The sequence below is a fragment of the Enterobacter sp. B79-1 genome, from assembly GCF_057444735.1.
Genome location: NZ_JBYAZJ010000004.1, coordinates 1 through 25,550, shown reverse-complemented (window position 1 = coordinate 25,550; position 25,550 = coordinate 1). Strand labels below are relative to the sequence as shown.

Annotated in this window: 27 protein-coding genes; 18 read left to right on the top strand and 9 right to left on the bottom strand. The window is 59.4% G+C overall.

Going from position 1 to position 25,550, the window contains the following annotated elements; genetic code table 11:
- Positions 1 to 2: 2 nt before the first annotated feature.
- The 8 genes from ruvX to metK form a co-directional block, all read right to left on the bottom strand.
- A complete protein-coding gene (ruvX, locus tag AC2T6E_RS13010) occupies positions 3 to 419 on the bottom strand; it encodes a Holliday junction resolvase RuvX (RefSeq protein WP_006811925.1) in 417 nt (138 codons plus the stop codon).
- Positions 419 to 979 (bottom strand): YqgE/AlgH family protein, encoded by a 561-nt coding sequence (locus tag AC2T6E_RS13005; protein ID WP_010435456.1) that lies wholly within the window; start codon positions 977 to 979, stop codon positions 419 to 421. Before AC2T6E_RS13005 ends, ruvX begins: the two co-directional genes overlap by 1 nt.
- A 74-nt stretch (positions 980 to 1,053) precedes the next feature.
- Positions 1,054 to 2,001, bottom strand: a complete 948-nt coding sequence (gene gshB, locus AC2T6E_RS13000; RefSeq protein ID WP_010435454.1) for a glutathione synthase — start codon at positions 1,999 to 2,001, stop codon at positions 1,054 to 1,056.
- A gap of 19 nt (positions 2,002 to 2,020) precedes the next feature.
- Entirely contained in the window at positions 2,021 to 2,752 is a 732-nt protein-coding gene (gene rsmE, locus AC2T6E_RS12995) for a 16S rRNA (uracil(1498)-N(3))-methyltransferase (RefSeq protein ID WP_148400660.1), read from the bottom strand.
- Between the two features lie 51 nt (positions 2,753 to 2,803).
- On the bottom strand, positions 2,804 to 3,511 hold the full coding sequence (endA, locus tag AC2T6E_RS12990) for a deoxyribonuclease I (RefSeq protein WP_458667572.1): 708 nt from the start codon (positions 3,509 to 3,511) through the stop codon (positions 2,804 to 2,806).
- A gap of 94 nt (positions 3,512 to 3,605) precedes the next feature.
- A complete protein-coding gene (locus tag AC2T6E_RS12985) occupies positions 3,606 to 4,103 on the bottom strand; it encodes a SprT family zinc-dependent metalloprotease (protein WP_010435446.1) in 498 nt (165 codons plus the stop codon).
- 58 nt (positions 4,104 to 4,161) lie between these two features.
- The gene (gene galP, locus AC2T6E_RS12980; protein ID WP_089599979.1) at positions 4,162 to 5,559 is read right to left on the bottom strand and encodes a galactose/proton symporter; all 1,398 of its coding nucleotides are present in this window, start codon (positions 5,557 to 5,559) and stop codon (positions 4,162 to 4,164) included.
- 357 nt (positions 5,560 to 5,916) lie between these two features.
- Positions 5,917 to 7,071 carry a methionine adenosyltransferase gene (metK, locus tag AC2T6E_RS12975; protein WP_010435443.1) on the bottom strand — a complete coding sequence of 385 codons (1,155 nt, stop codon included), beginning with the start codon at positions 7,069 to 7,071 and terminating at the stop codon, positions 5,917 to 5,919.
- A 424-nt stretch (positions 7,072 to 7,495) separates the two neighbouring features.
- Between metK and AC2T6E_RS12970 the strand changes: the two genes are divergently transcribed.
- The 4 genes from AC2T6E_RS12970 (at position 7,496) to speB (ending at position 11,057) form a co-directional block, all read left to right on the top strand.
- A complete protein-coding gene (locus tag AC2T6E_RS12970) occupies positions 7,496 to 7,639 on the top strand; it encodes a hypothetical protein (RefSeq protein WP_419716700.1) in 144 nt (47 codons plus the stop codon).
- A gap of 94 nt (positions 7,640 to 7,733) precedes the next feature.
- Positions 7,734 to 7,865, top strand: coding sequence for an acid stress response protein YqgB (gene yqgB, locus AC2T6E_RS12965; RefSeq protein WP_127312443.1), 132 nt, complete (start codon positions 7,734 to 7,736; stop codon positions 7,863 to 7,865).
- A gap of 8 nt (positions 7,866 to 7,873) precedes the next feature.
- Entirely contained in the window at positions 7,874 to 9,850 is a 1,977-nt protein-coding gene (gene speA, locus AC2T6E_RS12960; protein ID WP_120158664.1) for a biosynthetic arginine decarboxylase, read from the top strand.
- A gap of 286 nt (positions 9,851 to 10,136) precedes the next feature.
- The gene (gene speB, locus AC2T6E_RS12955; RefSeq protein ID WP_008499737.1) at positions 10,137 to 11,057 is read left to right on the top strand and encodes an agmatinase; all 921 of its coding nucleotides are present in this window, start codon (positions 10,137 to 10,139) and stop codon (positions 11,055 to 11,057) included.
- A 3-nt stretch (positions 11,058 to 11,060) separates the two neighbouring features.
- On the opposite strand, the gene AC2T6E_RS12950 is transcribed toward speB, so the two are convergent.
- Positions 11,061 to 12,272, bottom strand: a complete 1,212-nt coding sequence (locus AC2T6E_RS12950; protein WP_126545030.1) for an MFS transporter — start codon at positions 12,270 to 12,272, stop codon at positions 11,061 to 11,063.
- 414 nt (positions 12,273 to 12,686) lie between these two features.
- Here AC2T6E_RS12950 and AC2T6E_RS12945 point away from each other — a divergent pair, with 414 nt between their 5' ends.
- From AC2T6E_RS12945 to AC2T6E_RS12880, 14 genes are all read left to right on the top strand, one after another.
- Positions 12,687 to 13,010, top strand: coding sequence for a Rieske (2Fe-2S) protein (locus AC2T6E_RS12945; RefSeq protein WP_061097121.1), 324 nt, complete (start codon positions 12,687 to 12,689; stop codon positions 13,008 to 13,010).
- A complete protein-coding gene (locus AC2T6E_RS12940) occupies positions 13,007 to 13,315 on the top strand; it encodes a recombinase-like helix-turn-helix domain-containing protein (protein ID WP_045347329.1) in 309 nt (102 codons plus the stop codon). Before AC2T6E_RS12945 ends, AC2T6E_RS12940 begins: the two co-directional genes overlap by 4 nt.
- Positions 13,316 to 13,325: 10 nt before the next feature.
- A complete protein-coding gene (locus AC2T6E_RS12935; RefSeq protein ID WP_212474517.1) occupies positions 13,326 to 14,348 on the top strand; it encodes an aromatic ring-hydroxylating oxygenase subunit alpha in 1,023 nt (340 codons plus the stop codon).
- Positions 14,348 to 15,097 (top strand): SDR family oxidoreductase, encoded by a 750-nt coding sequence (locus AC2T6E_RS12930; protein ID WP_486692085.1) that lies wholly within the window; start codon positions 14,348 to 14,350, stop codon positions 15,095 to 15,097. Before AC2T6E_RS12935 ends, AC2T6E_RS12930 begins: the two co-directional genes overlap by 1 nt.
- Positions 15,098 to 15,109: 12 nt before the next feature.
- On the top strand, positions 15,110 to 15,898 hold the full coding sequence (locus AC2T6E_RS12925; protein WP_010435418.1) for an IclR family transcriptional regulator: 789 nt from the start codon (positions 15,110 to 15,112) through the stop codon (positions 15,896 to 15,898).
- A gap of 78 nt (positions 15,899 to 15,976) precedes the next feature.
- Complete coding sequence (locus tag AC2T6E_RS12920; RefSeq protein ID WP_454539437.1) at positions 15,977 to 16,903, top strand: VOC family protein; 927 nt, start codon at positions 15,977 to 15,979, stop codon at positions 16,901 to 16,903.
- Complete coding sequence (locus AC2T6E_RS12915) at positions 16,900 to 18,087, top strand: NAD(P)/FAD-dependent oxidoreductase (protein WP_486692082.1); 1,188 nt, start codon at positions 16,900 to 16,902, stop codon at positions 18,085 to 18,087. Before AC2T6E_RS12920 ends, AC2T6E_RS12915 begins: the two co-directional genes overlap by 4 nt.
- Positions 18,088 to 18,112: 25 nt before the next feature.
- Complete coding sequence (locus AC2T6E_RS12910) at positions 18,113 to 19,369, top strand: MFS transporter (protein WP_431642880.1); 1,257 nt, start codon at positions 18,113 to 18,115, stop codon at positions 19,367 to 19,369.
- A 10-nt stretch (positions 19,370 to 19,379) separates the two neighbouring features.
- Positions 19,380 to 19,910 (top strand): cupin domain-containing protein, encoded by a 531-nt coding sequence (locus tag AC2T6E_RS12905; protein ID WP_486692080.1) that lies wholly within the window; start codon positions 19,380 to 19,382, stop codon positions 19,908 to 19,910.
- 9 nt (positions 19,911 to 19,919) lie between these two features.
- Positions 19,920 to 20,690 (top strand): alpha/beta fold hydrolase, encoded by a 771-nt coding sequence (locus tag AC2T6E_RS12900; RefSeq protein ID WP_486692312.1) that lies wholly within the window; start codon positions 19,920 to 19,922, stop codon positions 20,688 to 20,690.
- Positions 20,674 to 21,468, top strand: coding sequence for an SDR family oxidoreductase (locus AC2T6E_RS12895; protein WP_042719034.1), 795 nt, complete (start codon positions 20,674 to 20,676; stop codon positions 21,466 to 21,468). The genes AC2T6E_RS12900 and AC2T6E_RS12895 overlap by 17 nt, the downstream gene beginning before the upstream one ends.
- Positions 21,469 to 21,477: 9 nt before the next feature.
- A complete protein-coding gene (locus AC2T6E_RS12890; protein ID WP_214605847.1) occupies positions 21,478 to 22,248 on the top strand; it encodes an aspartate dehydrogenase in 771 nt (256 codons plus the stop codon).
- Positions 22,249 to 22,257: 9 nt separating this feature from the next.
- Positions 22,258 to 23,727, top strand: a complete 1,470-nt coding sequence (locus tag AC2T6E_RS12885) for an aldehyde dehydrogenase (protein WP_486692077.1) — start codon at positions 22,258 to 22,260, stop codon at positions 23,725 to 23,727.
- Between the two features lie 13 nt (positions 23,728 to 23,740).
- The gene (locus AC2T6E_RS12880; protein WP_486692075.1) at positions 23,741 to 25,381 is read left to right on the top strand and encodes a thiamine pyrophosphate-binding protein; all 1,641 of its coding nucleotides are present in this window, start codon (positions 23,741 to 23,743) and stop codon (positions 25,379 to 25,381) included.
- Positions 25,382 to 25,550: the final 169 nt, after the last annotated feature.

The following is a 25,550-nucleotide window of genomic DNA, read 5'->3' as shown; positions in this document are numbered from 1 at the left end:
GCTCAGTAACCTTGTTCGAAATAGCTTTCGAGAATGATGACAGCTGAGGCGGAGTCGACGCTGCCTTTGTTCAGCGCCCGGAAACCACCGTGCTCAAACAGGCCTGCGCGCGCTTCGACGGTACTCAGACGTTCATCGTGGAGCTTTACCGACACGCCAAAGCGGCCATGAATTTTGTTGGCGAACTTACGCGCGCGGGCGGTGAGTGGCTGTTCGGTGCCGTCCATGTTCAGCGGCAAGCCTACAATCACGTCGTCCGGCTGCCACTCTTTGAGCAGGCGCTCGATGAGGTTCCAGTCCGGCGTGCCGTCGTTGGCCTTGAGTGCCGTCAACGGGCGCGCCGTGCCTGTGATGCGCTGACCCACGGCGACGCCGATGCTTTTGGTACCAAAATCGAAGGCCAGAAGCGTTCCGCTCATTACGCGTGCCCCGCTACGCCTGGCATGGTCAGAATATCGATGCCAATCAGTTTCGCCGCGTCACGCCAGCGATCGGCGATAGGCGTTTTAAACAGGATGTTCATATCGGCAGGTGCGGTCAGCCACGCGTTATCCAGTATCTCTTGTTCAAGCTGGCCTTTCTCCCACGAGGAGTAGCCCAGCGCGACAAGCACTTCGGAAGGTTGCTCGGCAGTGCCCAGCGTTTCAAGCACGTCGCGAGAGGTCGTGACGACGGTGTTGTCGGAGATACGAATACTGGAAGAGAAGACCGGCGGCGTATGCAGGATAAAACCACGATCTTCCGCGAGCGGGCCACCCAGCATCACCGGTTTATCGAGACGGATCTCCGGGAGACGCGCTTCAGCGGTGATTTTCAGCTTGTCCAGAATTCCTTCAACCTGCAGGTTTTCCAGCGGCTTGTTGATGATAATCCCCATCGCACCGTCTTCGTTGTATTCGCAAATATAAACCACGGCGCGGCGGAAAATCGGATCCTGGAGAGCAGGCATGGCAATAAGAAAGTGATGCTGTAAATTCATTGTCAGAGGTACTGTTTCCTGGTTTAAAAAGCGACAGCGCCCAGTATGGGGATAAACCTGGGCGCTGTCACAGATTATTTCTGTAAACGTTTTTCGATAGCGTCCATCAGCATTCCGGTGATCGAGATCGGGAACTCCGCTTCGATTTCACGGATGCAGGTCGGGCTGGTGACGTTCACTTCGGTCAGGCGATCGCCGATGATATCCAGCCCAACGAAGATCAGGCCTTTGGCCTTCAGCGTCGGCCCGACGCGGCGAGCAATTTCCCAGTCGCTTTCGGTCAGCGGACGGGGTTCACCCCGGCCACCAGCGGCCAGATTACCGCGGGTTTCGCCACCCTGAGGAATACGCGCCAGGCAGTAAGGTACAGGTTCGCCATCTACAACCAGCACGCGCTTATCGCCGTCTTTGATCGCCGGAATGTAGTTCTGCGCCATGCAGTAACGCGTACCCAGTTCGGTGAGGGTTTCGGCAATCACGCCGATGTTCGGGTCGCCTTCCTTCACGCGGAAAATCGACGCGCCGCCCATGCCGTCTAGCGGTTTCATGATGATATCGCCGTGCTTCTGCCAGAACGCTTTCAGCTGCGCCTTGCTGCGGGTCACCAGCGTTTCCGGCGTCAGGTCAGAGAACCAGGCGGTGTAGAGCTTCTCGTTACAGTCGCGCAGGCTTTGCGGCTTGTTGACGATCAGCGTGCCTTTCTCTTCAGCACGTTCGAGAATATAGGTGCTGTAGATGTATTCGGTGTCGAACGGCGGATCTTTACGCATCAGGATCACGTTAAGGTCGGCCAGGGCGATGTCCTGCTCGGTGCCGAATTCGTACCATTTGTCGTAGTTCTGCTCGACGTTAACGATGCGGGTGCGCGCGCGCGCTTCACCGTTGATCAGGTAAAGATCGTTCATCTCCATATAGTGGAGTTCATAGCCGCGACGCTGCGCTTCCAGCAGCATGGCGAAGCTGGAATCTTTCTTGATGTTAATGTTTGCGATGGGGTCCATCACGATGCCGAGCTTGATCATGTTCTTCTCCGTTATTACTTCAACCCAGATCGCCAAACCGTACCTGTAGCGCGGTAATGGCCGTGAGTGCCGTTGTCTCAGTGCGCAGAACGCGAGGTCCCAACAGAATATCAGTAAACTGGTAACGTGCCGTCATCGCAATTTCGTCCGCCGACAGGCCGCCTTCGGGGCCAATCAGCAGGCGTACGCGCTCGACGGGCAATGGCAGCGTATTGATGCTGGCGCTGGCGCGCGGATGAAGATTGAGCTTCAGCCCGCTGTCCTCTTCTGCACACCAGTCTTCCAGGTCCATCGCCGGGCGGATCTCCGGAATACGGTTGCGGCCACTCTGTTCACACGCCGCAATGGCAATTTTCTGCCACTGCTGGATCTTTTTGTTCAGACGTTCCGCATCCAGTTTAACGCCACAGCGCTCAGAAAAAAGTGGCGTAATGAGGCTTACACCCAGTTCAATGGATTTCTGAATCGTGAATTCCATTTTCTCACCGCGCGACATTACCTGGCCCAGATGGATGTGCAGCGGCGATTCCCGGTCATCCACGTCGCCACGCAGCACGTTAACGTGCACGCTTTTTTTATCAGACCGCGTGATTTGGGCGTCGAAAACCTGGTTCGAGCCGTCGAACAGCTGTATTGCCTGACCTGCACCCATGCGCAGCACGCGGCCCACGTGGTTGGCGGCGTCATCAGACAGGGCGATTTCACGGCCTGCGGTAATCAGTTCAGGATGGTAAATGCGGGGAATGCGCATAGTCAGAAATTCCATGTGTCATGCGATATAAGCGAATTGCCGTAGTGTAGGTTAGCTCTTTTGCGCCTGGCAAGCCCGCTGGACGTAAGGGTTGTGATTCCCCTGGACTTTGGCGATGCGCTCGTCGCGCTGGCATTCCCACTCGGTTACCGGGTACTGCTTGTCCCAGGCGTTGAACAGCTGCGTCTGCTGGCGGGAGAGGTTGAGGTCGTAACGGTCACGCATATAGAAGTAGGTGCGGGCGATACTGCCGCGCGCGCGGGCAGGGGGCTCGGCGACTTTCTCTTTGAAATCCACCTTCATGCCGCACTGACCGTACTGGCCTTCGCCACCGTTCCACTGGCTGTACATAAAGTTGCCGCGGTCACCGTTCACTTCGCCAACCGCAGGCTGCAGGTTGTGCATATCGCTTTCCATCTGGCGATAAACCGGATCTTTGGAACAGTTTTTACGCCCGCCATCCTGCCAGCACTGGCGCTGGTGGCCAAACTGCCACGCCGGGACGACATGTTCCCATTCAATGCGGCTGGCGCGGTTTTCATTTTTACGCACCTTATAGCCGCAGGATTCGAGGTCAACGACGCCTTTTTTACCCTGCCAGTTAATTTTACAGCCGCAGTAGAAATCACCCGGCACATCAGCGTTCACCTTCACGCCAGCGGCTTTGGCCTGAGAGAAACTGTTGATACCGTCGGCCAGAGCATGGCCGGAGAGCGCCGTCGCCAGAAGGGCAACCGCGAGAGAAACATTACGGGACATCTTACACTCCGTGTCAAAACGAGCCCGCAACGTAACGAATGTTGTTCCCGTATGCAATCAGTCAGATCAGGAAAGTTCCTGAAAGTTCAGATAATTATTCGGCGACCAGCGGTTCGCCGCATTTTACGCAGCGGTAGGTTGCCTCGCCGCGCACCACGCGGTTATGACGGCGGACGGTGAGCTGGTGCTGCTGGCATCGGCAGCGGTAGGAAAATGTATTGCGACGTACTGATTCCAGTTCGAACTGATGCGTGCGGCGAGCCGGAACGCCGAGCACGGCTTCCATCATCCACTTCCACTCTTTCCCGTGGGGCGCGACGCGGCCAAAGTGCTTCCACACCAGCAGATGCGCCAGCTCGTGCGGCACCACTTCCTCAATAAACGCCTGCTGGTTTTCCATCATCAGCACCGGGTTCAGGCGGATCTCATACGATTCCAGCCAGGCGGTGCCTGCTGCGGTTCCACGCTGCTGATAAACCAGCTTCGGTTCAGGATAGTTGCGGCCGAGCTTAAGGTTGGCCTGGGCGAGTTTTTCCCGCAGGCTGCGCATAACGGCTTGCTGAATGGCGATGGGGAGACGGGGAGCTTTCATAGGGGCAGAGCATAAAGCGCGAAGCAGGGAGGTGCAAGGGGCACCTCCCGCCAGAGAATTAGTCGTGTGCGCCGATTTCGCGCAGAGGACGACCTTTCATCAGGTTACGTTCAATGTGTTCCAGTGAAACGTGTTTGGTTTCTGGAACCAGCCAGATAGTCAGAACAATAAAGAACAGGTTCAGACCGGCGTAGACCCAGAAGGTGTTGGCATTGCCCAGGGTATTGAGCATGGTCAGGAACGTTGCGCCGACGATCATGTTGGCAATCCAGTTTGTCGCGGTGGAGCAGGTGATACCAAAATCACGCCCTTTCAGCGGCTGGATCTCAGAGCACAGCACCCAAATCAGCGGACCGGCGCTCATTGCAAACCCGACGATAAACATCAGCAGCATTGCCACCGCGAAGTACTGGGCGGTTGGAGAGTGAATGCCCACATGCATCATGGTGCCCAGCACGCCCATGCCGACGGCCATCACCAGGAAGCCCAGCGTCAGGGTAGGCTTACGCCCCCAGCGGTCCACCAGTCCGATGGCGATAAAGGTCGCCAGCACGTTGGTCAGGCCGACAATAACGGTGCCCCACATCTGCTCGGTCGTGTTGGTATAACCCGCCAGCTCAAAGATTTTTGGCGCGTAGTACATGATGACGTTCATCCCGGTGAACTGCTGCATCACCTGCAGAAGCACGCCGAGGAATACCGCGCGGCGGAAGTTGCTGTTCTCTTTAAACAGCGCCCAGCCGGACTGTTTCACCTTCAGGCTTTCGCGGATCTCTTCCAGCTCGTTTTTCGCCTCTGCGCTGGTATCGCGCAGGCGGAGCAGCACGCGTTCAGCATCAACGAAGCGGCGTTTTGCGGCAAACCAGCGCGGGCTGTCCGGCAGGAAGAAGACGCCAATCAGCAGCAGGATGGCAGGAATGATGATTACGCCGAGCATCCAGCGCCATGCGCCGCTGTAGCTAAACGCGGTATCGGAAAGGTAAGCACCCAGAATACCGATGGTGATCATCAGCTGGTACATGGAAATCATGCTGCCGCGGATTTTCTCCGGCGCGATTTCGGAAAGATACAGCGGTGCGGTATAGGAAGCGACGCCGACAGCCAGGCCCAGCAAGACGCGGGAAAGAATGAGCACTTCAACGTTAGGGGCAGCAGCAGAGAAGAGTGAACCGGCAACGAACAGGATCGCGCCGATCATCAGGCTCTTTTTGCGTCCGAGCTTGAAGGAGAGCCAGCCGCTGCCAACGGCACCGACTGCCGCACCAAACATCATGGAGCTGACCACCCATTCCTGGGTATGCGCGGTAATCTGGAACTCGTCTGCGATGAAGGGAAGTGCGCCGGCAATCACGCCGATATCCAGGCCAAAAAGTAATCCTGCCAGGGCGGCGAGGAAGCAGACGAAGAATGTCATCGCCTTGTTGGACGTACGCCCTTGTTTATTATTGTCAGGCATTATGCCCTCCATTTGATTTATCAGTTTTGTCGATGTTAAGGGTAGGTGAGTGACCCGTAAAAATATGTGAGACAAATCACATTGGTGTAATCGGTTACACTAACGTGCAACCGTAAAAATAATTAAAGCTTTGAAAATATAGAGGTAAATGAGGTGATGCGCATCGCGTTTGTTTGAATTTCAGACTTAACTGAAATGAAATGTAACAGCAGAAGAAAGGCGATCATGCAAAGAGATTATTCTGAAAGCGGGATATATTCGGCAGGGTGTAAGCGGTTTCAAAGGGTGTGGCTTTGAGCCGCCACCGACATAAAAAAGGCCAGCACAAAGGCTGGCCTGTTAAACACTGTCAGTCGATTACTTCAGACCGGCAGCCTCACGCAGCAGGGCGGCTTTGTCGGTTTTTTCCCATGGGAAATGTTCGCGACCAAAGTGACCGTATGCCGCGGTTTCTTTGTAGATTGGGTGCAGCAGATCCAGCATCTGAATCAGGCCGTATGGACGCAGGTCGAAGAACTCGCGCACCAGCAGGGTCAGCTGTTCTGAAGGCACTTTCTCTGTACCGAAAGTTTCCACCATGATGGAGGTCGGTTCAGCCACGCCGATTGCGTAGGAAACCTGAATCTCACAGCGGTCAGCCAGGCCAGCAGCAACGATGTTTTTCGCAACATAACGTGCAGCGTACGCGGCAGAACGGTCAACTTTAGACGGGTCTTTACCGGAGAATGCACCGCCGCCGTGACGCGCCATGCCGCCGTAGGTATCCACGATGATTTTACGACCGGTCAGGCCGCAGTCGCCCATTGGGCCGCCGATAACAAAGCGTCCGGTTGGGTTGATGAAGAATTTGGTTGCAGAGCTCAGCCATTCGGTTGGCAGAACTGGCTTGATGATCTCTTCCATCACGGCTTCCTGCAGCGATTTCTGATCGATATCTTCAGAATGCTGAGTGGAGAGAACTACCGCATCAATGCCAACGATTTTACCGTCGTCATACTGGAAGGTAACCTGGCTTTTCGCATCCGGACGCAGCCATGGCAGGGTGCCGTTTTTACGCACTTCAGCCTGACGCTGCACCAGACGGTGTGCGTAGGTAACCGGTGCTGGCATCAGCACGTCGGTTTCGTTAGTTGCGTAGCCGAACATCAGGCCCTGGTCGCCCGCGCCCTGCTCCAGTGGATCGGCGCGATCAACGCCCTGGTTGATGTCCGGGGACTGTTTGCCGATGGCGCTCAGTACCGCGCAAGAGTTGGCATCAAAGCCCATATCAGAATGTACATAGCCGATCTCACGCACCGTGTTACGGGTGATCTCTTCGATATCAACCCATGCGCTGGTGGTGATCTCACCGCCGACCAGAACCATGCCGGTTTTGACATAGGTTTCACACGCTACGCGCGCTTTAGGATCCTGGGCAAGGATCGCATCCAGCACCGCATCGGAGATTTGGTCAGCAATTTTATCAGGATGTCCTTCTGATACGGACTCGGACGTAAACAGGTGTTTTGCCATGTTTTATTTCACCTAAGAGGAATTTGGTTAGCTCGAACTGCTGTGTGGAATAGCCAAAGGAGAGTATTCTACCAAGGCCTGCAGGTTTTTGACACTGGCAGTCTGAGTGTTAATCAGTATAGATGGATTAACATCTGGACGTCCATTTTAGGTCACTTCTTCACCCGATTTCCAGTTTTTTTTGACTTACCTCTCACTGTGTTGAAAACAAAGCTGGAAATATTTCCTGACGGCACTGGCAACCCACGCATTTTTGTTTTGCATTTTCCCCACCTTCTCGGTATAAAACGCGGCACGCGGCTCATACAAAAAAGCGCTCGATGACCTCATCGTGTCGCCACTTCCAGCCGGGTTAAGCAGTGAACATTTAGCTTTGGCTTGTGGTCCGTTTCAGCAGAGGCGGCCGTGGAGGTGATACGAGATAATGAACCATCGTTTTCCGCTAATTCAGCGCAGCCGTTCTGGCGCGCAGTTGATTCCCGCAACCCGCATTTCTAGTCTGCAAACCTGCCGATGTTATACCCATCTCGGCGCTTCTCAGGATCCCAGGGCCGGTTACGCTCTGTGACAACTGAACAAGGGCGCTCTTGTTAATACAAGAGTTTTCTCGTGGTTTCGCCGAACCTTGTCATACAGAGTTCGGATACGTGTTTTACAATGATATGAATAAGAAACCGGTCGCACGGTCTGGATTTCAGCATACTCTGCTGGGAAACGGAGCCGTTTATGGGTTGTTATCGCCGTATAACGCTGCGATAGTAGTCAACTGTTTTACACTTAATACAAAGAGTTGAGGTTCGCTATGTCTGACGACATGTCTTCTTTTTCGCCTTCGTCAGCGGGCGAACAGGGTGTACTACGTTCTATGCAGGAGGTTGCGATGAGCTCCGAGGAAGCCAGCAAGATGCTGCGCACTTACAATATTGCCTGGTGGGGCAATAACTACTACGACGTTAACGAACTGGGCCACATCAGCGTCTGCCCGGATCCGGACGTCCCTGAAGCGCGCGTCGATCTCGCCAAACTGGTGAAAGCCCGAGAAGCACAGGGCCAGCGTTTGCCTGCACTGTTCTGCTTCCCGCAGATCCTGCAACATCGCCTGCGTTCTATTAACGCCGCGTTCAAACGCGCGCGTGAATCCTACGGCTATAAAGGCGACTATTTCCTGGTTTACCCGATCAAGGTGAACCAGCACCGCCGCGTGATTGAATCCCTGATCCACTCCGGCGAGCCGCTGGGCCTGGAAGCAGGCTCCAAAGCGGAACTGATGGCCGTTCTGGCGCACGCGGGCATGACCCGTTCGGTGATCGTCTGTAACGGCTATAAAGACCGCGAATACATTCGTCTGGCGCTGATTGGCGAGAAGATGGGCCACAAGGTTTATCTGGTTATCGAGAAGATGACCGAAATCGCCATCGTGCTGGAAGAGGCTGAGCGTCTGAACGTCATTCCACGCCTCGGCGTGCGTGCGCGTTTGGCGTCGCAGGGTTCCGGTAAATGGCAGTCCTCCGGCGGTGAAAAATCCAAGTTCGGCCTCGCGGCGAACCAGGTGCTGCAGCTGGTGGAAATTCTGCGCGAGCGCGGTCGTCTGGACAGCATTCAGCTGCTGCACTTCCACCTCGGCTCGCAGATGGCCAACATTCGCGACATCGCCACCGGCGTGCGTGAATCGGCGCGCTTCTACGTTGAGCTGCACAAGCTCGGCGTGAACATTCAGTGCTTCGACGTGGGCGGTGGCCTGGGCGTGGATTATGAAGGTACCCGCTCGCAGTCCGACTGCTCCGTGAACTACGGCCTGAACGAATATGCCAACAATATTATCTGGGCGATTGGCGATGCCTGTGAAGAGAACGGCCTGCCGCACCCGACGGTGATCACCGAATCTGGCCGCGCGGTTACCGCGCACCATACGGTGCTGGTCTCTAACATCATCGGCGTTGAGCGTAGCGAAATCACTGAAGCGACGCCTCCGGCAGACGATGCTCCGCGTTCCCTGCAAAGCATGTGGGAAACCTGGCAGGAGATGCACGAGCCGGGCACGCGCCGTTCCCTGCGCGAATGGCTGCACGACAGCCAGATGGACCTGCACGATATTCACGTGGGCTATTCCTCCGGCACCTTTAGCCTCCAGGAGCGCGCGTGGGCGGAGCAGCTCTATCTGAACATGTGCCATGAAGTGCAGAAGCAACTCGACCCGAGCAACCGCGCGCACCGTCCGATTATCGACGAGCTGCAGGAACGTATGGCGGACAAAATGTACGTCAACTTCTCGCTGTTCCAGTCGATGCCGGATGCCTGGGGTATCGACCAGCTGTTCCCGGTTCTGCCGCTGGAAGGGCTAAACCACGCCCCGGAACGTCGTGCGGTGCTGCTGGACATCACCTGTGATTCCGACGGCGCTATCGACCATTACGTTGACGGCGACGGTATCGCAACGACGATGCCAATGCCGGAGTACGACCCGGAGAACCCGCCGATGCTGGGCTTCTTTATGGTCGGCGCGTATCAGGAGATCCTCGGCAACATGCACAACCTGTTCGGTGATACCGAAGCGGTTGACGTGTTCGTCTTCCCTGACGGCAACGTGGAAGTCGAGCTGTCTGACGAAGGGGACACCGTAGCGGACATGCTCGAATACGTTCAGCTGGATCCGAAAAAACTGCTCACCCAGTTCCGTGACCAAGTGAAAAACACCGGTCTGGACGACGCGTTACAGCAGCAGTTCCTGGAAGAGTTTGAAGCGGGTCTGTACGGGTACACCTACCTGGAAGACGAGTAGGAAAACCTCCCTCTCCCTGTGGGAGAGGGGTGGGGTGAGGGCAACAGGCTGCTGCGCCGCTGATGCCCGGTGGCGCTGTGCTTACCGGGCCTACGAATGTAGGCCGGATAAGGCGGAGCCGTCATCCGGCAGAATGCTATACTCACTTGAACCCGTCTGCATTACCGGCGATAATTCGCCCCAATTAGCGATTTACGAATCAATCCCTTCCTCGTCGGGTTTAACGACGCGGAGGGGATTTTTTTTCATCTGTTTTTAATGTATCGACTTTAAAAGAGGTCAGGACATGAGCACTTTAGGTCATCAGTACGATAACTCTCTGGTATCTAACGCGTTTGGTTTTTTACGCCTTCCAATGAACTTCCAGCCGTACGACAGTGACGCTGACTGGGTGATCACCGGCGTACCGTTCGACATGGCAACGTCCGGTCGCGCGGGCGGTCGTCACGGCCCGGCAGCGATCCGTCAGGTTTCTACCAACCTGGCCTGGGAGCACAACCGCTTCCCGTGGAACTTCGATATGCGCGAGCGCCTGAACGTGGTGGACTGCGGTGACCTGGTGTACGCCTTCGGTGACGCGCGTGAGATGAGCGAAAAGCTGCAGGCGCACGCCGAGAAGCTGCTGGCTGCCGGTAAGCGCATGCTCTCCTTCGGCGGCGACCACTTTGTGACCCTGCCGCTGCTGCGCGCCCACGCGAAGCACTTCGGTAAAATGGCGCTGGTGCACTTCGACGCGCATACCGACACCTACGCGAACGGCTGCGAGTTCGACCATGGCACCATGTTCTTCACCGCGCCGAACGAAGGCCTGATCGACCCGAACCACTCCGTGCAGATCGGTATCCGCACCGAGTTCGACAAAGACAACGGCTTCACCGTGCTGGATGCGGGCCAGGTCAACGATCGCGGCGTGGACGATATTCTGGCGCAGGTTAAGCAGATCGTCGGCGATATGCCTGTGTACCTGACTTTCGATATCGACTGTCTGGATCCGGCATTTGCGCCGGGCACCGGTACGCCTGTTATCGGCGGCCTGACCTCTGACCGCGCGATCAAGCTGGTGCGCGGCCTGAAGGATCTGAACATCGTCGGGATGGATGTGGTGGAAGTGGCACCGGCCTATGACCAGTCCGAGATCACCGCGCTGGCCGCGGCGACCCTGGCGCTGGAAATGCTCTACATCCAGGCGGCGAAAAAAGGCGAATAAGCCTTACGCGCTCACTGCTGCTGCGCGACGCATGCGCAGCAGCAGCATTCCTCCGGCGAGCAGGGTAATCACCTGCGAGACGACCAGCACCGAAAAGCCAGAGCTGACCGACCCCACCGATTTCATCACCATCCCCATCAGCAGCGGAATAAACGCCGCGCAGATATTGCCTATCCCATTAATAATGCCGTACGCGCTGCCCACGGCGTCCCGCGCGGCGTGATGCTGGATTACCGCAGGAATAGCCGCTCCCTGAAGTCCCCAGAACACGTTGGCAGACAGCATAAACAGCGCCAGCCATGCGGGTTGATGGCTGAGCATCAGCGCGACCACGGAGAGTGCCGTCAACGTACCGCCCACCACAAACAGTACCGGCGCCTGTTCCGGCCGCATTTTGTCGAGCAGCACGCCGCCCAGAAACTTTGACCCCAGGCTCAGCAGGAAGGGGACCGCCGCAAGCATGCCCGTCGCGTGCAGCGAGAAGTGGTGCTCGTCACGCAGCCATGCGGGCAGCCACGCGCTGCTGCCCCACAGATAGCTCAGCGTGGCGATTTCAACCAGCAGGATCCAGCCCAGTAGCGGCGTCTGCCAGGCCAGCGTGAAGGTGCGAACAAACCCCGGTTTTTTCATCTTCACCGGGCTGTGCGGCGCGGGCAGAAAACGCCAGATGAGCCCGCCGCCCAACACCAGATTCATCACCGCCAGCGCGTAAAACGACCCGGCCCAGCCCAGATGCGCCATCAGCCAGGTGACCAGCGGAAAGCCCACGGCCAGCCCGAGCGAGACGCCCAGCGCGGTGACGGCGTTGGGTTTGCCGATCTCTTCCGCGCTAAAGTTATCGCTGATAAAGCGCGTCTTCAGCGAAAAGAGCGGCCCTTCGGCAACACCCAAAATCACGCGGGCGATAAGCATGCCCATTAGCGAACCCAGCAGCGGAGAAATTGCGCAGACCGCGGCCCAAATCGCAATGCTGCTTAATAATCCCTGACGGTAATGGAGTTTGCTTTCGATAACCGGCGTTAATAATAAAGCCGAAAAACCATAACCCAGCAGGAAGCAGGTCATGAGCATGCCTTGTAACATTCTGTTTTCATTTAGCTGAAAATGTTCGGCAAATTCCGGGTTTAAAATCATTACTGAGATATTAACCCGGTCGACGTAGGAAATAATAATCAGTAATAACAGTGCAATTGTACCTTGCCATCTTGCCGTCATCATGCCCGCCTTACGTTTTCATCTATTTATATTTTTATCAAAGTGATTGTCACGGATCTAAAATGGTTCACTGGTGAAACTAGTTGTTTATTAAGAGTAAATAAATTTTTTGTTTCACAGGTGAAACGCCGAAGATGTGACGTTACTTTATTTTTAAGGAACAAAAAGAAAAGAAGTCAATATCTTTTATTGAAATGTCGAGGGCATTAATAAATCGTATTTATCACGCCGTAATAATGAAAATTTCATATCGCTGCATTTTTTCGTGATCCTTTGCACACTTAGTTAATTAATTACTATCGAATTAACAAATTCGTCACATTGACGCTTGACGAAACATTCATCGCTTTTATATTGACCGTATTAAATAAGAAACAGAGTTTCATATATGAAACAAAAGCCTGGAGGATCGTGATGAGCTGGATAGGCGTATGTGACGCAGAACAAGTACAGGAAGATTTCCCTTTTAGCGGTAGCGTCGAGGGGAAAGAGATCGGCGTTTACCTGATTGACGGTGAATATTACGCGCTGGAAGACGTATGCCCGCACGCCTATGCCCTGCTGAGCCAGGGCTTCGTGGAAGACGGCAAAGTGGAATGCCCGCTGCACGAGGCGGTGTTCGACGTCAAAACTGGCCAGTGCCTGCACGGCCCCGGTGGTCGCAACCTCAACCGCTACCCGGTTCGGGTCTTTGAAAACCAAATCCAGATTACCTTCGTCGAGGAGACCGTGGCATGAGCGACACCCTGAACTATAACCCGGCGCTGCCGGAAAGCCGCCAGTTTACCCCGCCTGCAGAGGGCGGCAATGGTGCCATTCATAAGCCGGGTGATTACACCAACCTGATCTGGCAAACCCGCAGCCGCGAGCCGGAAAGCTGGGAGGTGAACCTGATTGCCACGCTGGAAGATCTCTTCGAACAGGGCGTTGAAACTCTACCGGAACTGGTGAACGGGCTGAACGCGGTGCGCATGCATGACCAGCAGGGTGAGCCGTGGCGCGAGGCCAGCTTCCAGGCATTCTTACAGGTTAACGGCTACTGAGGACAACGCGATGACGACGACCGTACAAAACTATCTCGATAAAGGCCTGCGCGGCCTCTGGTATCCGGTACTGGCAAGCTGGGAAGTGCAGTCTGCTCCTGTGGGCATCACCCGCCTGGGCGAGCAGATTGTGGTCTGGCGTAATAAAGACGGCCAGGTGCAGGCACTGGAAGACCGCTGCCCGCACCGCGGCGCGCGCCTGTCGATGGGCTGGAACCTCGGCGACCGCATTGCCTGCTGGTATCACGGCGTGGAAGTGGCGGGCAACGGCGAAGTGAAGGATGTGCCCGCCGTGGACAAATGCCCGCTGGTCGGCCAGCAGTGCGTGCGCAGCTATAACGTGCAGGAGGCGCACGGCGCCATCTTCCTGTGGTTTGGCGTCACCGCTGACCAGCAGCCGGACGCGCTGACCTTCCCGGATGAACTTGCCGATACGGAGAACTTCAGCAACTTCCTCTGCACCGCCGCGTGGAAGTGCAACTACCAGTACGCGCTGGAAAACGTGATGGACCCGATGCACGGCACCTATCTGCATTCGTCCTCGCACTCAATGGCGGAAGGGGATCGCAAGGCCGACATGGTGCTCCAGCCGACCAAAACCGGCTTTATTTTCGAGAAAAAAGGGCAGAGCGGCGTCAACTTCGACTGGGTTGAGCTGGGCAACAGCGGCACCTGCTGGATGCGCCTCTCTATTCCTTACAAGAAGCGCTTCGGACCGGGCGGCCACTTCTTTATCGTCGGCATGGTGGTGCCGGAAGATAACGACAACTGCCGCGTCTTCTTCTGGCGCATCCGCCGCGTGCAGGGCTGGCAGCGCGACATGTGGCGCTTCATGTACCGCAACCGTCTGGAAAAACTGCACTGGGAAGTACTGGAGCAGGACCGCGTGGTGCTGGAAAGCCTGGCCCCGAACGCCCGCGACCATGAATACCTCTATCAGCACGACGTCGGCCTCTCCCGCCTGCGCCGCATGATGCAAAAGGCCGCGAAAGAGCAGCTGGCCGCACGTGAAGAACAGCAGGGAGCCGCCTGATGAACCGGCTGCTGAGCGGCAAGCGCATCGTGGTGACCGGCGCCGCGCGCGGGCTGGGCTATCACTTTGCCAAAGCCTGCGCGGAGCAGGGCGCCGCGGTGGTGATGTGCGACATCCTCGAAGGCGAGCTGGCTGAACGTGCGCACGGGCTGGGCGAGCAGGGCTATGCGATCGAATCGCACGTTATCGATCTGGCCGATCCGCATTCCATCGAGCAGGTCTTTAGCGCCATTGGCGAGCAGGGGCAGATTGACGGCCTGGTGAACAACGCGGCCATGGCGACGGGCGTGGGCGGCAAAAACATGCTCGATTACGATCCAGACCTGTGGGACCGCGTGATGAGCGTGAACGTCAAAGGCACCTGGCTGGTGACGCGCGCCGCCGTGCCGCTGCTTCGCGAAGGGGCGGGCGTTGTGAACGTAGCGTCCGACACCGCGCTGTGGGGCGCGCCGCGCCTGATGGCCTACGTCGCCAGCAAGGGCGCGGTGATTGCCATGACGCGTTCAATGGCGCGCGAGTTGGGTGAAAAACGCATTCGAATCAATGCCATCGCCCCGGGATTAACCCGCGTCGAGGCAACCGAATATGTGCCGGCCGAGCGGCATCAGCTTTACGAAAACGGTCGCGCATTAACGGGGGCGCAGCAGCCGGAGGATGTCACCGGCAGCGTGGTCTGGTTGTTAAGCGATCTGTCGCGGTTCATCACCGGACAGCTGATCCCGGTCAACGGCGGTTTTGTCTTTAATTGAGGTAGGGCGATGATGGCAAACGATCGGGAAGTGAAGTATCTGGTGCCGGGGCTGGAGCGCGGTTTACAGCTGCTGTTGGCCTTTGGCGAGCAGCATCGCGAACTGACCTTTGCCGAGCTGCACCGGCTGGTGGATATGCCGAAGGCCACCGCCTACCGCGTGGTACAGACGCTGGAGTTCATGGGCTTTCTGGAGCGCAACGCGCGCACCAATACCTTCTCGCTGGGCATGAACGTGCTGCGCCTGGGCTTTGAGTACATCGCCTCGCTGGACGTGGCGCAGGTTGGCCAGCCGGTCATCGAGCAGTTGCGCGACGTGAGCCAGTGCAGCAGCCATCTGGCGATCCGCGACGGGCGCGACATTATCTACATCGCCCGCGTCAGCGCCGCCGGGTCGCGCATCAATCAGGTCAGCATTGGCACCCGCCTGCCGGTGCACTGCACCTCGCTCGGCCGCATGCTGCTGACCGATATTTCCCGCGCCGAGTTTGAACAACTGTTCCCGCACGAGCGCCTGCCGGGCAACACGCCGGGGCAGCTTCACGACCGCGAAGCCCTGTGGCAGATGGTGCAGCAGGACAAAGCCCGCGGGTACGTGATCGGCGAATCCTTCTTCCGCCACGGCATCTCCTCCATCGTCTACCCGGTGTATGACCGAAGCGGCCGCGTGGCGGCGGTGGTCAGCATTCTGGTGCCGTCGGAGGAGATCCCGCAGACCGACCGCGAGCGCCTGCAAAACGAGGTTCGCCTCGCGGCGGATAAAATTTCTGGCTTCTTAGGGTATCTGTCACAGGCCAGTTAAATCATTGAGTTAACGTCAGGCGCTTGACCGCGTCGGGCATGTTTTACGCCCAATTTGGGCCAGATGAGGCAACGAACGATGAGTGTAACCGGAATTGAAAAGCTGGAATTTGGCGTGGAAGACCTGACGCACTGCGCCAAATTTATGCGTGATTTTGGCCTGACGGGCGATGCCAGCGGCCAGCGATTTACCACCCTGAGCGGCGCGCGCGTGGAGCTTAACCCGATTGACAGCCCCGACCTGCCGCCGGCGTTTGAAGCGGGCAACACCCTGCGCCGCATGACCTGGGCGGTTGCTACCCGGCAGGATCTAGAGGCGCTGCGCCCAAAGCTTGCGCAGCAGCCCGGCTTTCGCGAAGTGGGTGACGCGCTGGAGTGCCTCGACCCGAACGGCATGACGCTGCGCGTGCAGGTCAGCCAGCAGACCGACGTGGAGCTGAACGTTGAGCCGATCAACCAGTGGGGCGACGTTCGCCGTATCGACACGCCCAGCCCGGTTTACGATCGCGCCCAGCCCATCAACGTGGGGCACGTGGTGTTCTTCGTGGAGGAGTTGGCGGCGGTGGAAAAATTCTACCGTGAGGTGCTCGGCTTCCAGGTCTCTGACCGCTACATCAACCGCGCCGTGTTCCTGCGCTGCGGCGCGCGCGGCGGTCATCACAACCTGTTCCTGCTGCAGCTGCCGAACCGCAGGCGCGGGCTGAACCACGTGGCCTTCACCGTGCGCGACATCCACGAGGTGATCGGCGGCGGTATCGCGATGAATAAAAATGACTGGAGCACCTTTATCGGGCCGGGCCGCCATCCGGTTTCGTCGGCGTACTTCTGGTACGTCAACAGCCCGACCGGCGGCGCGTTTGAGTATTACACCAACGACGATTATCTGACCGAAAACTGGCAGCCGCGCGAGCTGGAGCACTCGCTGGTCTCCTTTACCGAATGGGCGGTGGAAGGTGGGATCGACCACGACACGCGCCGCCAGCAGAAAAAACCGGAGGCAGTATGACGTCGCGGATTGTCATTATCGGCGGCGGCCAGGCGGGTGGCTGGGCGGCGAAAACCCTGCGCGACGAGGGCTTCGACGGCGAGATTTGCGTGGTGGCGGAAGAAGAGTGGGATTTCTACGAGCGTCCGCCGCTGTCGAAAGCCTCTCTGCTGGAGCCGGACGCGGCACTTCCGCGCCTGTTTTCCGACGAAGCGCAGCGGGCGCTGAACCTGACCTGGCACCGGCCGCTGCGTGCAGAGCAGATCGACCGCGAGGCGAAAACGGTGCGTTTAAGCAACGGCGATCTTCTTAGTTACAACATCCTTTTAATTGCTACTGGAGGGCGGGCGCGCGTGCCGGGTGAGGCGTGGGCGGCGCATCCGCAGGTCTATACCCTGCGCCACTGGCAGGACGCGCAGCGCCTGAAAGGTCGGCTGGCGGAAAGCCAAACCCTGGCGATTGTCGGCGGCGGCTGGATCGGCCTGGAAATTGCCGCGTCCGCACGCAAAAGCGGCGTGGCGGTCACCCTGTTCGAGCAGCAGCCCGCGCTCTGCATGCGCTCGGTGAGCGGCGAGGTATCGCAGCGCTTAGAGGCCCTTCACCGCGAGCAGGGCGTGGATATCCGAACCGGCTGCGGCGCGCTGGAGCTGGAGGACGATAACGGCCTGCCGGTTATCCACTGCGACGGCCAGCGTGAAACCTTTGATGCGGTGGTGGTGGGGATCGGCGTCGATCTCAATCTGGAGCTGGCCCGCGACGCGGGGCTGAAGACTGAACGCGGGATCGTCGTGGATGTCCAGGGGCGAACGTCGGATCCGTTCATCTTTGCCGCCGGTGATGTGGCGCAACATCATCACTACGGCCTGTGCATTCAGTCCTGGGCCTTCGCCCAGAACCAGGCGGTGGCGACGGCGAAAGCGATGCTCAACCCCGATGCGCCGGGCTACGACGACGCGCCGTGGCTGTGGTCGGATCAATACCAGCACAACATTCAGATCCTCGGCATTCCGCAGCTGGGCAGCAGAACGGTCGTGCGTGAAGAGGCGCTGTACTTCTCGCTGGACGAGAGCGGGCGGCTGACGCAGCTGGTGGCGTTCAACGACGCGCGCACCGTCAAGCTCGCGAAGCGCTGGATGGCAGCGGGGCGGGATTTATCAGATGTACCGCTCGGCGACCCGACCTTTTCACTGATGTCACTGCGATAGCTAACCCGCACCCGTAGGGGGAGACATGACCACATTAGAGACCAACACCGCGCCCGTTGAGGCGAGCGGTGAGGGAACCCGTACGCCTGAAAAAGCGGTGCGCTGGGCCATCCCGCTGTCGCTGCTGGCCTGCGTGCTGCTGGCGTTCTTCGACAAAATCAGCATCGCGGCGCTCTTTTCTGATACCCATTTCCAGCAGGCGATGGGCATTGATTTCGACACCACGCGCCTCGGCATTTTGATGAGCGCCTTTCTGCTCAGCTACGGCTTTTCGTCGGTGTTTTTAAGCGGGCTGGGCGACAAAATTGCGCCGCTGCGCCTGCTCACCGGGATGATGGCGGTGTGGTGCGTGCTGATGGTGGCGATGGGCTTCACCCATAACTACACGCTGATGATCGTCCTGCGCATTTTGCTGGGCGTGGCGGAAGGGCCGCTGTTCCCGCTGGCCTTCGCCATCGTGCGCCACAACTTCCCGCAGCATCTGCAGGCGCGCGCCACCATGCTCTGGCTGCTGGGCACGCCGGTGGGCGCGGCGATTGGCTTCCCGCTTTCCCTCTGGCTGCTGAACACCTTCGGCTGGCAGAGCACCTTTTTCGTGATGGCGATGCTCACCGTGCCGGTGCTGATCTTTGTGCGCATCGGCCTGCGCGGGATCCGTCTGGATACGAAGCCCGGTACTTCGCAGGCGTCTCAGGACGAGCGCCGCGCCGCGCGCCGCGAGCTGTTTGTCAGCCCGCACTTCTGGATCATCTGCATCTTTAACATCGCTTTCCTGACCTACCTGTGGGGCATCAACGGCTGGCTGCCGGGCTACCTGATTAAGGGCAAAGGCATTCACCTGGAGCACGCGGGCTGGCTGTCGTCGATGCCGTTCATCGCCATGCTGGCGGGCGAGGTCATTGGGGCGTGGCTGTCGGACCGGGTCGATAAGCGCGCGGCGGCCTGCTTTATCTCGATGGCGGGGGCGGCGGCAGGACTGGCGGCGGTGATGCACCTCGACACCCCGCTGGCCATCATCGCGGCGATGAGCTTCAGCACCTTTATGTGGGGCACCGGCGCACCCAATATTTTCGCCCTGCTGGCGAAGGCCACCCATCCGCGGGTGAGCGCCACGGCGGGCGGCATTTTCAACGGGCTGGGAAACTTTGCGGGCGCGCTGTCGCCGGCGGTGATGGGCGCGCTTATCGCCTTCACCCACAGCATGGATTCCGGGCTGATTTTTCTGGCGGTGATGGCGGCGGTGGGCTGCGTCCTGTTACTGCCGCTGCTGAGACGTTACTGAGGAGAGTGTCATGACTGATTCAACCGTAACCAACAAAACGGGCATCAAACCTGGCCATCTGACGATGGAAGAGTGGGTCGAGTCGCGCATCGCGCGCTTCGAAGGGCGTAAATACGACTGGAACGCGCTGAAGTTCCAGGCCGATTTTGACCCGAAATACCGCCGGGCGCAGATGCGCTACATCGGCACCGGCGCAACGGGCGTCGCGAACGACACCAACACCGTGCAGGCGGACCATTTTACCTTCTCCACCATGGTGCTGCCGTCGAAGTGCGAAGGGCCGCTGCACCTGCACGACGACGTGGAAGAGGTGTTCTTCATGCTTAAAGGGCAAATCACGCTGATGATCCAGGACGGCGACAACTACACCGAAACCGTGCTGCGCGAGCGTGACCTGATCTCCGTTCCGCCGGGCATCTATCGCGGGCTGTTTAACCACGGCGAAGAAGAGGCGCTGATGTGCGTCATGCTGGGGACCAACAAGCCGGAAATCCCGACCTACCCCGCCGATCATCCGCTTTCCAAAGTGAAGCGGAACTAAGGGGGCATGATGACGGGTTTTCGTGAACAGGGAAGCGGCATCCCGCTGATGCTGCTGCACGGTATCAGCTCCGGCGCGACCTCCTGGCACAAGCAGATGTCGCTGGACGGCTTTCGCGTGCTGGCGTGGGACATGCCCGGCTATGGCGAAAGCCCGATGCTGGCGGTTGAGCGGGCAAACGCGGGGGATTACGCCGACGCGCTGGCGGCGATGCTTGACCGCGCGGGCGTCTGGCAGGCGGTGCTGGTCGGCCATTCGCTCGGCGCACTGGTCGCCAGCGCCTTTGCGGCGAAGTTCCCGGATCGCGTCATCCATCTGGTGCTGGCGGACGCCGCGCAGGGCTACGGCAATGCCGCACCGGCGCAGCGCGAGCAGGTCTGGCGCAGCCGCGAACAGCAGATGGCATTGGGCGGTGAGATCCTCGCCCAGACCCGCGCCGCGAAATTGCTGCGCCCCGGCTCGCGAGAGGAAGATGTTGCCACCGTGGCGGCGGGCATGCGCACGCTGCGCCCGGAAGGCTACCTCGCGGCCGCGTGGATGCTAGTGCACGACGACATTCACGGCTGGCTTAAGCGCTTCCCGGGCAATTTTGAAGTCTGGTGCGGCGAGCAGGATGCCATCACCCAGCCGGAGCTGGTGCAGGGGCTGGCGCTGCGCTACGGCATGCCGTTTATCGCGATCCCGCAGGCCGGACACGCCAGCTATCTCGACAACGACGCGTTTTTTAACCAACAGCTTTTACGCATTAACGAAGAGGTGCGCGATGAATGCACACATTGACGGCCGCGTGGCGGTCGTTACCGGCGGTTCGTCCGGCATTGGCTTTGAAACGCTGCGCCTGCTGCTGGGCGAGGGGGCAAGGGTAGCCTTCTGCGGCCGCGATCCGGACCGGCTCGCCAGCGCCCACGCGGCGCTGCAAAACGAATACCCCAACGGGGAGATTTTCTCTTATCGCTGCGACGTGCTGAACGCCGACGAGATTCAGGCCTTCGCGGACGCGGTGCAGGCTCGCTTTGGCGGGGCGGACATGCTGATCAACAACGCCGGGCAGGGCTACGTGGCGCACTTCCACGACACCCCGCGTGAGGCGTGGCTGCACGAGGCCGAGCTGAAGCTGTTCGGGGTGATCAACCCGGTGCAGGCGTTTCAACCGCTGCTGGAGCAGTCCGACATCGCCTCTATCACCTGCGTGAACTCCCTGCTGGCGCTGCAGCCGGAGGAGCACATGATCGCCACCTCCGCCGCCCGCGCCGCGCTGCTGAATATGACGCTCACGCTCTCAAAAGAGCTGGTGGGCAAAGGCATCCGTGTCAATTCCATTCTGCTCGGCATGGTGGAGTCCGGGCAGTGGCAGCGTCGCTTTGAGAACCGGGCGGACAAAAGCCAGAGCTGGCTGGAGTGGACGGCGGATATCGCGCGCAAGCGCGGCATTCCGATGGCGCGCCTCGGCAAGCCGCAGGAGCCCGCGCAGGCGCTGCTGTTTCTCGCTTCGCCGCTGGCCTCGTTTACCACCGGCGCCGCGCTGGACGTTTCCGGCGGCTTCTGCCGCCACCTGTAAGGACGCATCATGAAAAAGGTAATGTTAATTGGATTCGGTGCCATGGCGCAGGCGGTGATTGAACGCCTGCCTAAGGGCGTCGCTATCGGCTGGATCGTGGCGCGCGAGTCTCACCACGCGGCGATCCGCGCGCAGCTTGGCGAGGATGTGGTGGCGCTGGCCTCCCCGATGGAGTGCGCGCATACGCCCGATCTGGTGCTGGAGTGCGCCAGCCAGCAGGCGGTGGCGCAGTATGGCGAAGCGATTTTAAGACGCGGCTGGCATCTGGCGGTGATCTCCACCGGTGCGCTGGCGGACAACGCGCTGGAGCAGCGGCTGCTTGCGGCGGGAGGCAAACTGACTCTGCTCTCCGGTGCGGTTGCCGGTATCGACGGGCTGGCGGCGGCGAAAGAGGGTGGGCTTGAGCGCGTGACCTACCGGTCGCGCAAAAGCCCGGCCAGCTGGCGCGGCAGCTACGCTGAGCAGCTTGTCGATCTCAGTTCTGTTTCTGAAGCAAAGGTCTTCTTCGAGGGCAGCGCCCGCGAGGCGGCGCGTTTGTTTCCGGCCAACGCTAACGTGGCGGCAACCGTGGCGCTTGGCGGTATGGGAATGGATGAGACCCGCGTGCAGCTGATGGTCGACCCGTTAACGAAACGCAATACCCACACGCTGCACGTGGAAGGATTGTTCGGCGAGTTCCATCTTGAGCTGAGCGGGCTGCCGCTGGCTTCTAATCCTAAAACCTCCACCCTGGCGGCACTGAGCGCGGTGCGCGCCTGCCGTGAACTGGCCCTGAGCTGAGGAGTGACGATGGACGATCTGAAGATTTTTATCGGCGGCCAGTGGCGACACGGCAGCGGCAGGCCGATGCAGAGTCACTTCCCGGCTGACGGGTCAATTAACGCTACGCTGAACGCGGCAAGTCTCGACGATCTGCAGGAGGCGATTGAGGCCGGAGAGCGCGCCTGGCGCGATCCGGCGTGGCGCGGCTGCCTGCCGCACGTCCGGGCGAAGATCCTGCATAAGGTTGCCGATCTGATTGAGTCCCGCGTGGATGAACTGGCGCAGATGCAGAGCCGCGATAACGGCAAGCCGCTGGCGGAAGCGCGCGGGTTGGTGATGAGCGCGGCGGGAACGGCACGCTACTTTGCCGCCGCCTGCGAGCTGCTGGAGGGTGAGCTTCCAACGCCGCGCCAGTTGGATTTGCTGACGCTGAGCCGCTACGAGCCGCTCGGCGTGGTAGCCGCCATCACGCCGTGGAACTCGCCGATTGCCAGCGAGATGCAGAAGGTCGCGCCGGCCATTGCTGCCGGTAACGCGGTGATCCTCAAGCCCGCCGAAGCGACGCCGCTGATGGCGCTGGAGCTGGCGCGGATTTTCGAACAGGCCGGGCTGCCCGCCGGGCTGCTGAGCGTGCTGCCGGGCAAAGGCTCGGTGATTGGCGATGCGCTGGCGCGCCACCCTCGCGTGCGGAAAATTTCCTTTACCGGCGGCACCACCACGGGCCGTCATCTGGCGCACGTGGCGGCGGAAAAGCTGATCCCGGCCTCGCTGGAGCTGGGTGGAAAATCCCCGACCATCGTGCTGGAAGATGCAGACCTCGAGCAGGCCGCGCGCGGGATCTGCTACGGCATTTTCAGCTCGGCGGGGCAGGCGTGCATTGCCGGATCGCGGCTGTTCATTCACGAGAGCATTTACGCGCCGCTGATGGCGCGGCTGCTGGAGTTAACTCGCGGGCTGCGCGTCGGGCACCCGTTTACCGACGGCGTCCACGTGGGGCCGCTGATCAACGACGGGCATCGTCAGAGCGTGCAGGCGTACGTTGAGCTGGCGAAGCGCGAGGGGGGCCGCGTGCTGTGCGGCGGGGAGATCCCTGCCGATCCCAATCTTTGTAACGGCAGCTTTTTCCAGCCCACGATTATCGAGGGGCTGAGCAACAGCGCCCGCGCGTGTCAGGAGGAGATCTTCGGCCCGGTGCTGGTGGCGATGCCGTTTCGCGATGAAACGGCGCTTATTCGCGAAGCGAACGACTCGGTTTATGGCCTGGCAGCGGGGATCTGGACGCGCGATACCGGGCGTGCCCTGCGGTTAAGCGACCAGCTGGAAGCGGGAACCGTGTGGATCAACACCTACAAGGTTTTTGCCATTTCGACCCCATTCGGGGGCTTTAAAGAGAGCGGTCTGGGCCGCGAAAAGGGTATTCAGGGGCTAAAAGCCTGGATGCAGCAAAAGAGCATTTATCTGGCGACGGGTAACGGCGTCAACCACTGGTGCGACTGAGAAAGGGTGTGCAATGAGCGAAATGATAACCGTCGGCGACGCCATCGCCAGAACGCTGGAGCAGTATCAGGTTGATGCCATTTACGGCGTCATCTCCATTCACAACCTGCCGATTGCTGACGCGGTGGGGCAGCGGGGCAACATCCGCTTCGTGCCCGCGCGCGGCGAGGCGGGCTCCGTCACTATGGCCGATGCCCACGGGCGCTTTTCCGGCCTCGGCGTGGCGCTGACCAGCACCGGCGCAGGCGCGGGTAACGCCGTAGGTGCGCTGGTGGAAGCCATGAACGCCTGCACGCCGCTGCTGCATTTAACCGGGCAGGTAGAGAAAGCCTGGCTGGATGCCGACACCGGGTTTATCCACGAAACCCGCGACCAGTTGACCTTCCTGAAGGCCAGCTCAAAGCGGGCGTACCGCATCAGCAACGCTAACCAGGCGATGGCCATTCTGCATAAAGCCATTCAGGAGGCACAGACGCCGCCGTGCGGGCCGGTCTCTGTGGAAATCCCGATTGATATTCAGGGTGCAAAAATTCCGCTGTCGCTGGTGACGAAACCGGTGAAACCGGCTTCGGTTCAAGCCGTCGATCCCATGACGGTTGATGCGCTGTGGACGCAGCTTAAGCTGGCAAAACAGCCGCTGTTGTGGCTGGGCGGCGGGGCGCTGGGAAGCGCTGAGGCGGTGAAAAAGCTGGCGGATGCGGGCATCACCGTGATTTCCAGCACCCACGCGCGCGGCGTGCTGCCGGACGGCCATCGCGCCAGCCTGCGGGCGTTTCACAACTCGCCGTCGGTGGAGGCGCTTATCGCGCAGTGCGATTTTACGCTGGTCGCCGGTTCACGCCTGCGCAGCAACGAAACCCGTTCCTGGACGCTTGAGCTGCCGCATCCGCGCGTGCAGATTGATATCGACCCGGTGGCGGCAAGCCGTAACTATCTGATGGACAACACGCTGGTAGCCGACTGTTCCGCGTTGCTTGGCGCGCTTGCAGACAAAATTCAGGGCCGCGAGTGGGGCAACGCACAGTGGGATACGCAGGTGCAGCAGGCGGTTGAGCAAGCCGAACAGGGGCTGCGCGAGCAGTGCGGCGCCTACGCGAAGCTCAACGACGCCATCGAGAAAGCGCTGCCGAAAGATGGCCTGCTTGTGCGTGATATCACCGTGTCTGGCAGCCTGTGGGGCAGCCGTCTGTTTCGCGCCAACGGACCTCTGATGAACATTCACTCTTTGGCCGGGGCGATTGGCATGGGGCTGCCGATGGCGATCGGCACCGCGATTGCTAACCCGCAGCGCAAGGTGGTGGGGCTGGTGGGCGACGGCGGCCTGAGCCTGAACTTGGGCGAGCTGGCGACGCTGGCGCAGGAGAAAGCCAACGTGACGCTGCTGATCATGAACGACGGCGGTTACGGCGTGATGCGCGGTATTCAGGACAAGTATTTCGGCGGGCGTCAGTACTATAACGAACTGCATACGCCGGACTTTACCCTGCTGGCGCAGGCGATTGGCCTTCAGGCGTGGAGCGTTGAGCGGGCAGAGGATTTTTATGCGGTGATGACGGAGGCGCTGGCGATGCCGGGGCCGTCGGTAGTGGAAGTTCGGATGGGGCAGATTGGCGCGCTGAAGTTTGCCGGGCCGCCGCAGAAGACGCTTTACTAGCTGTGCAGTGCGGTCTGAAGCCCTCACCCCAGCCCTCTCCCCGTGGGTGTACAGTCCGGGGACATGGTAGACAGGTGTTCGGGGACATGGTGAACACTTTTTAACATCCTTTACCCATGGTGATCGACTTTTTCTTCAGGTCGATCACCCCCACTTTCGTGCTGTACCA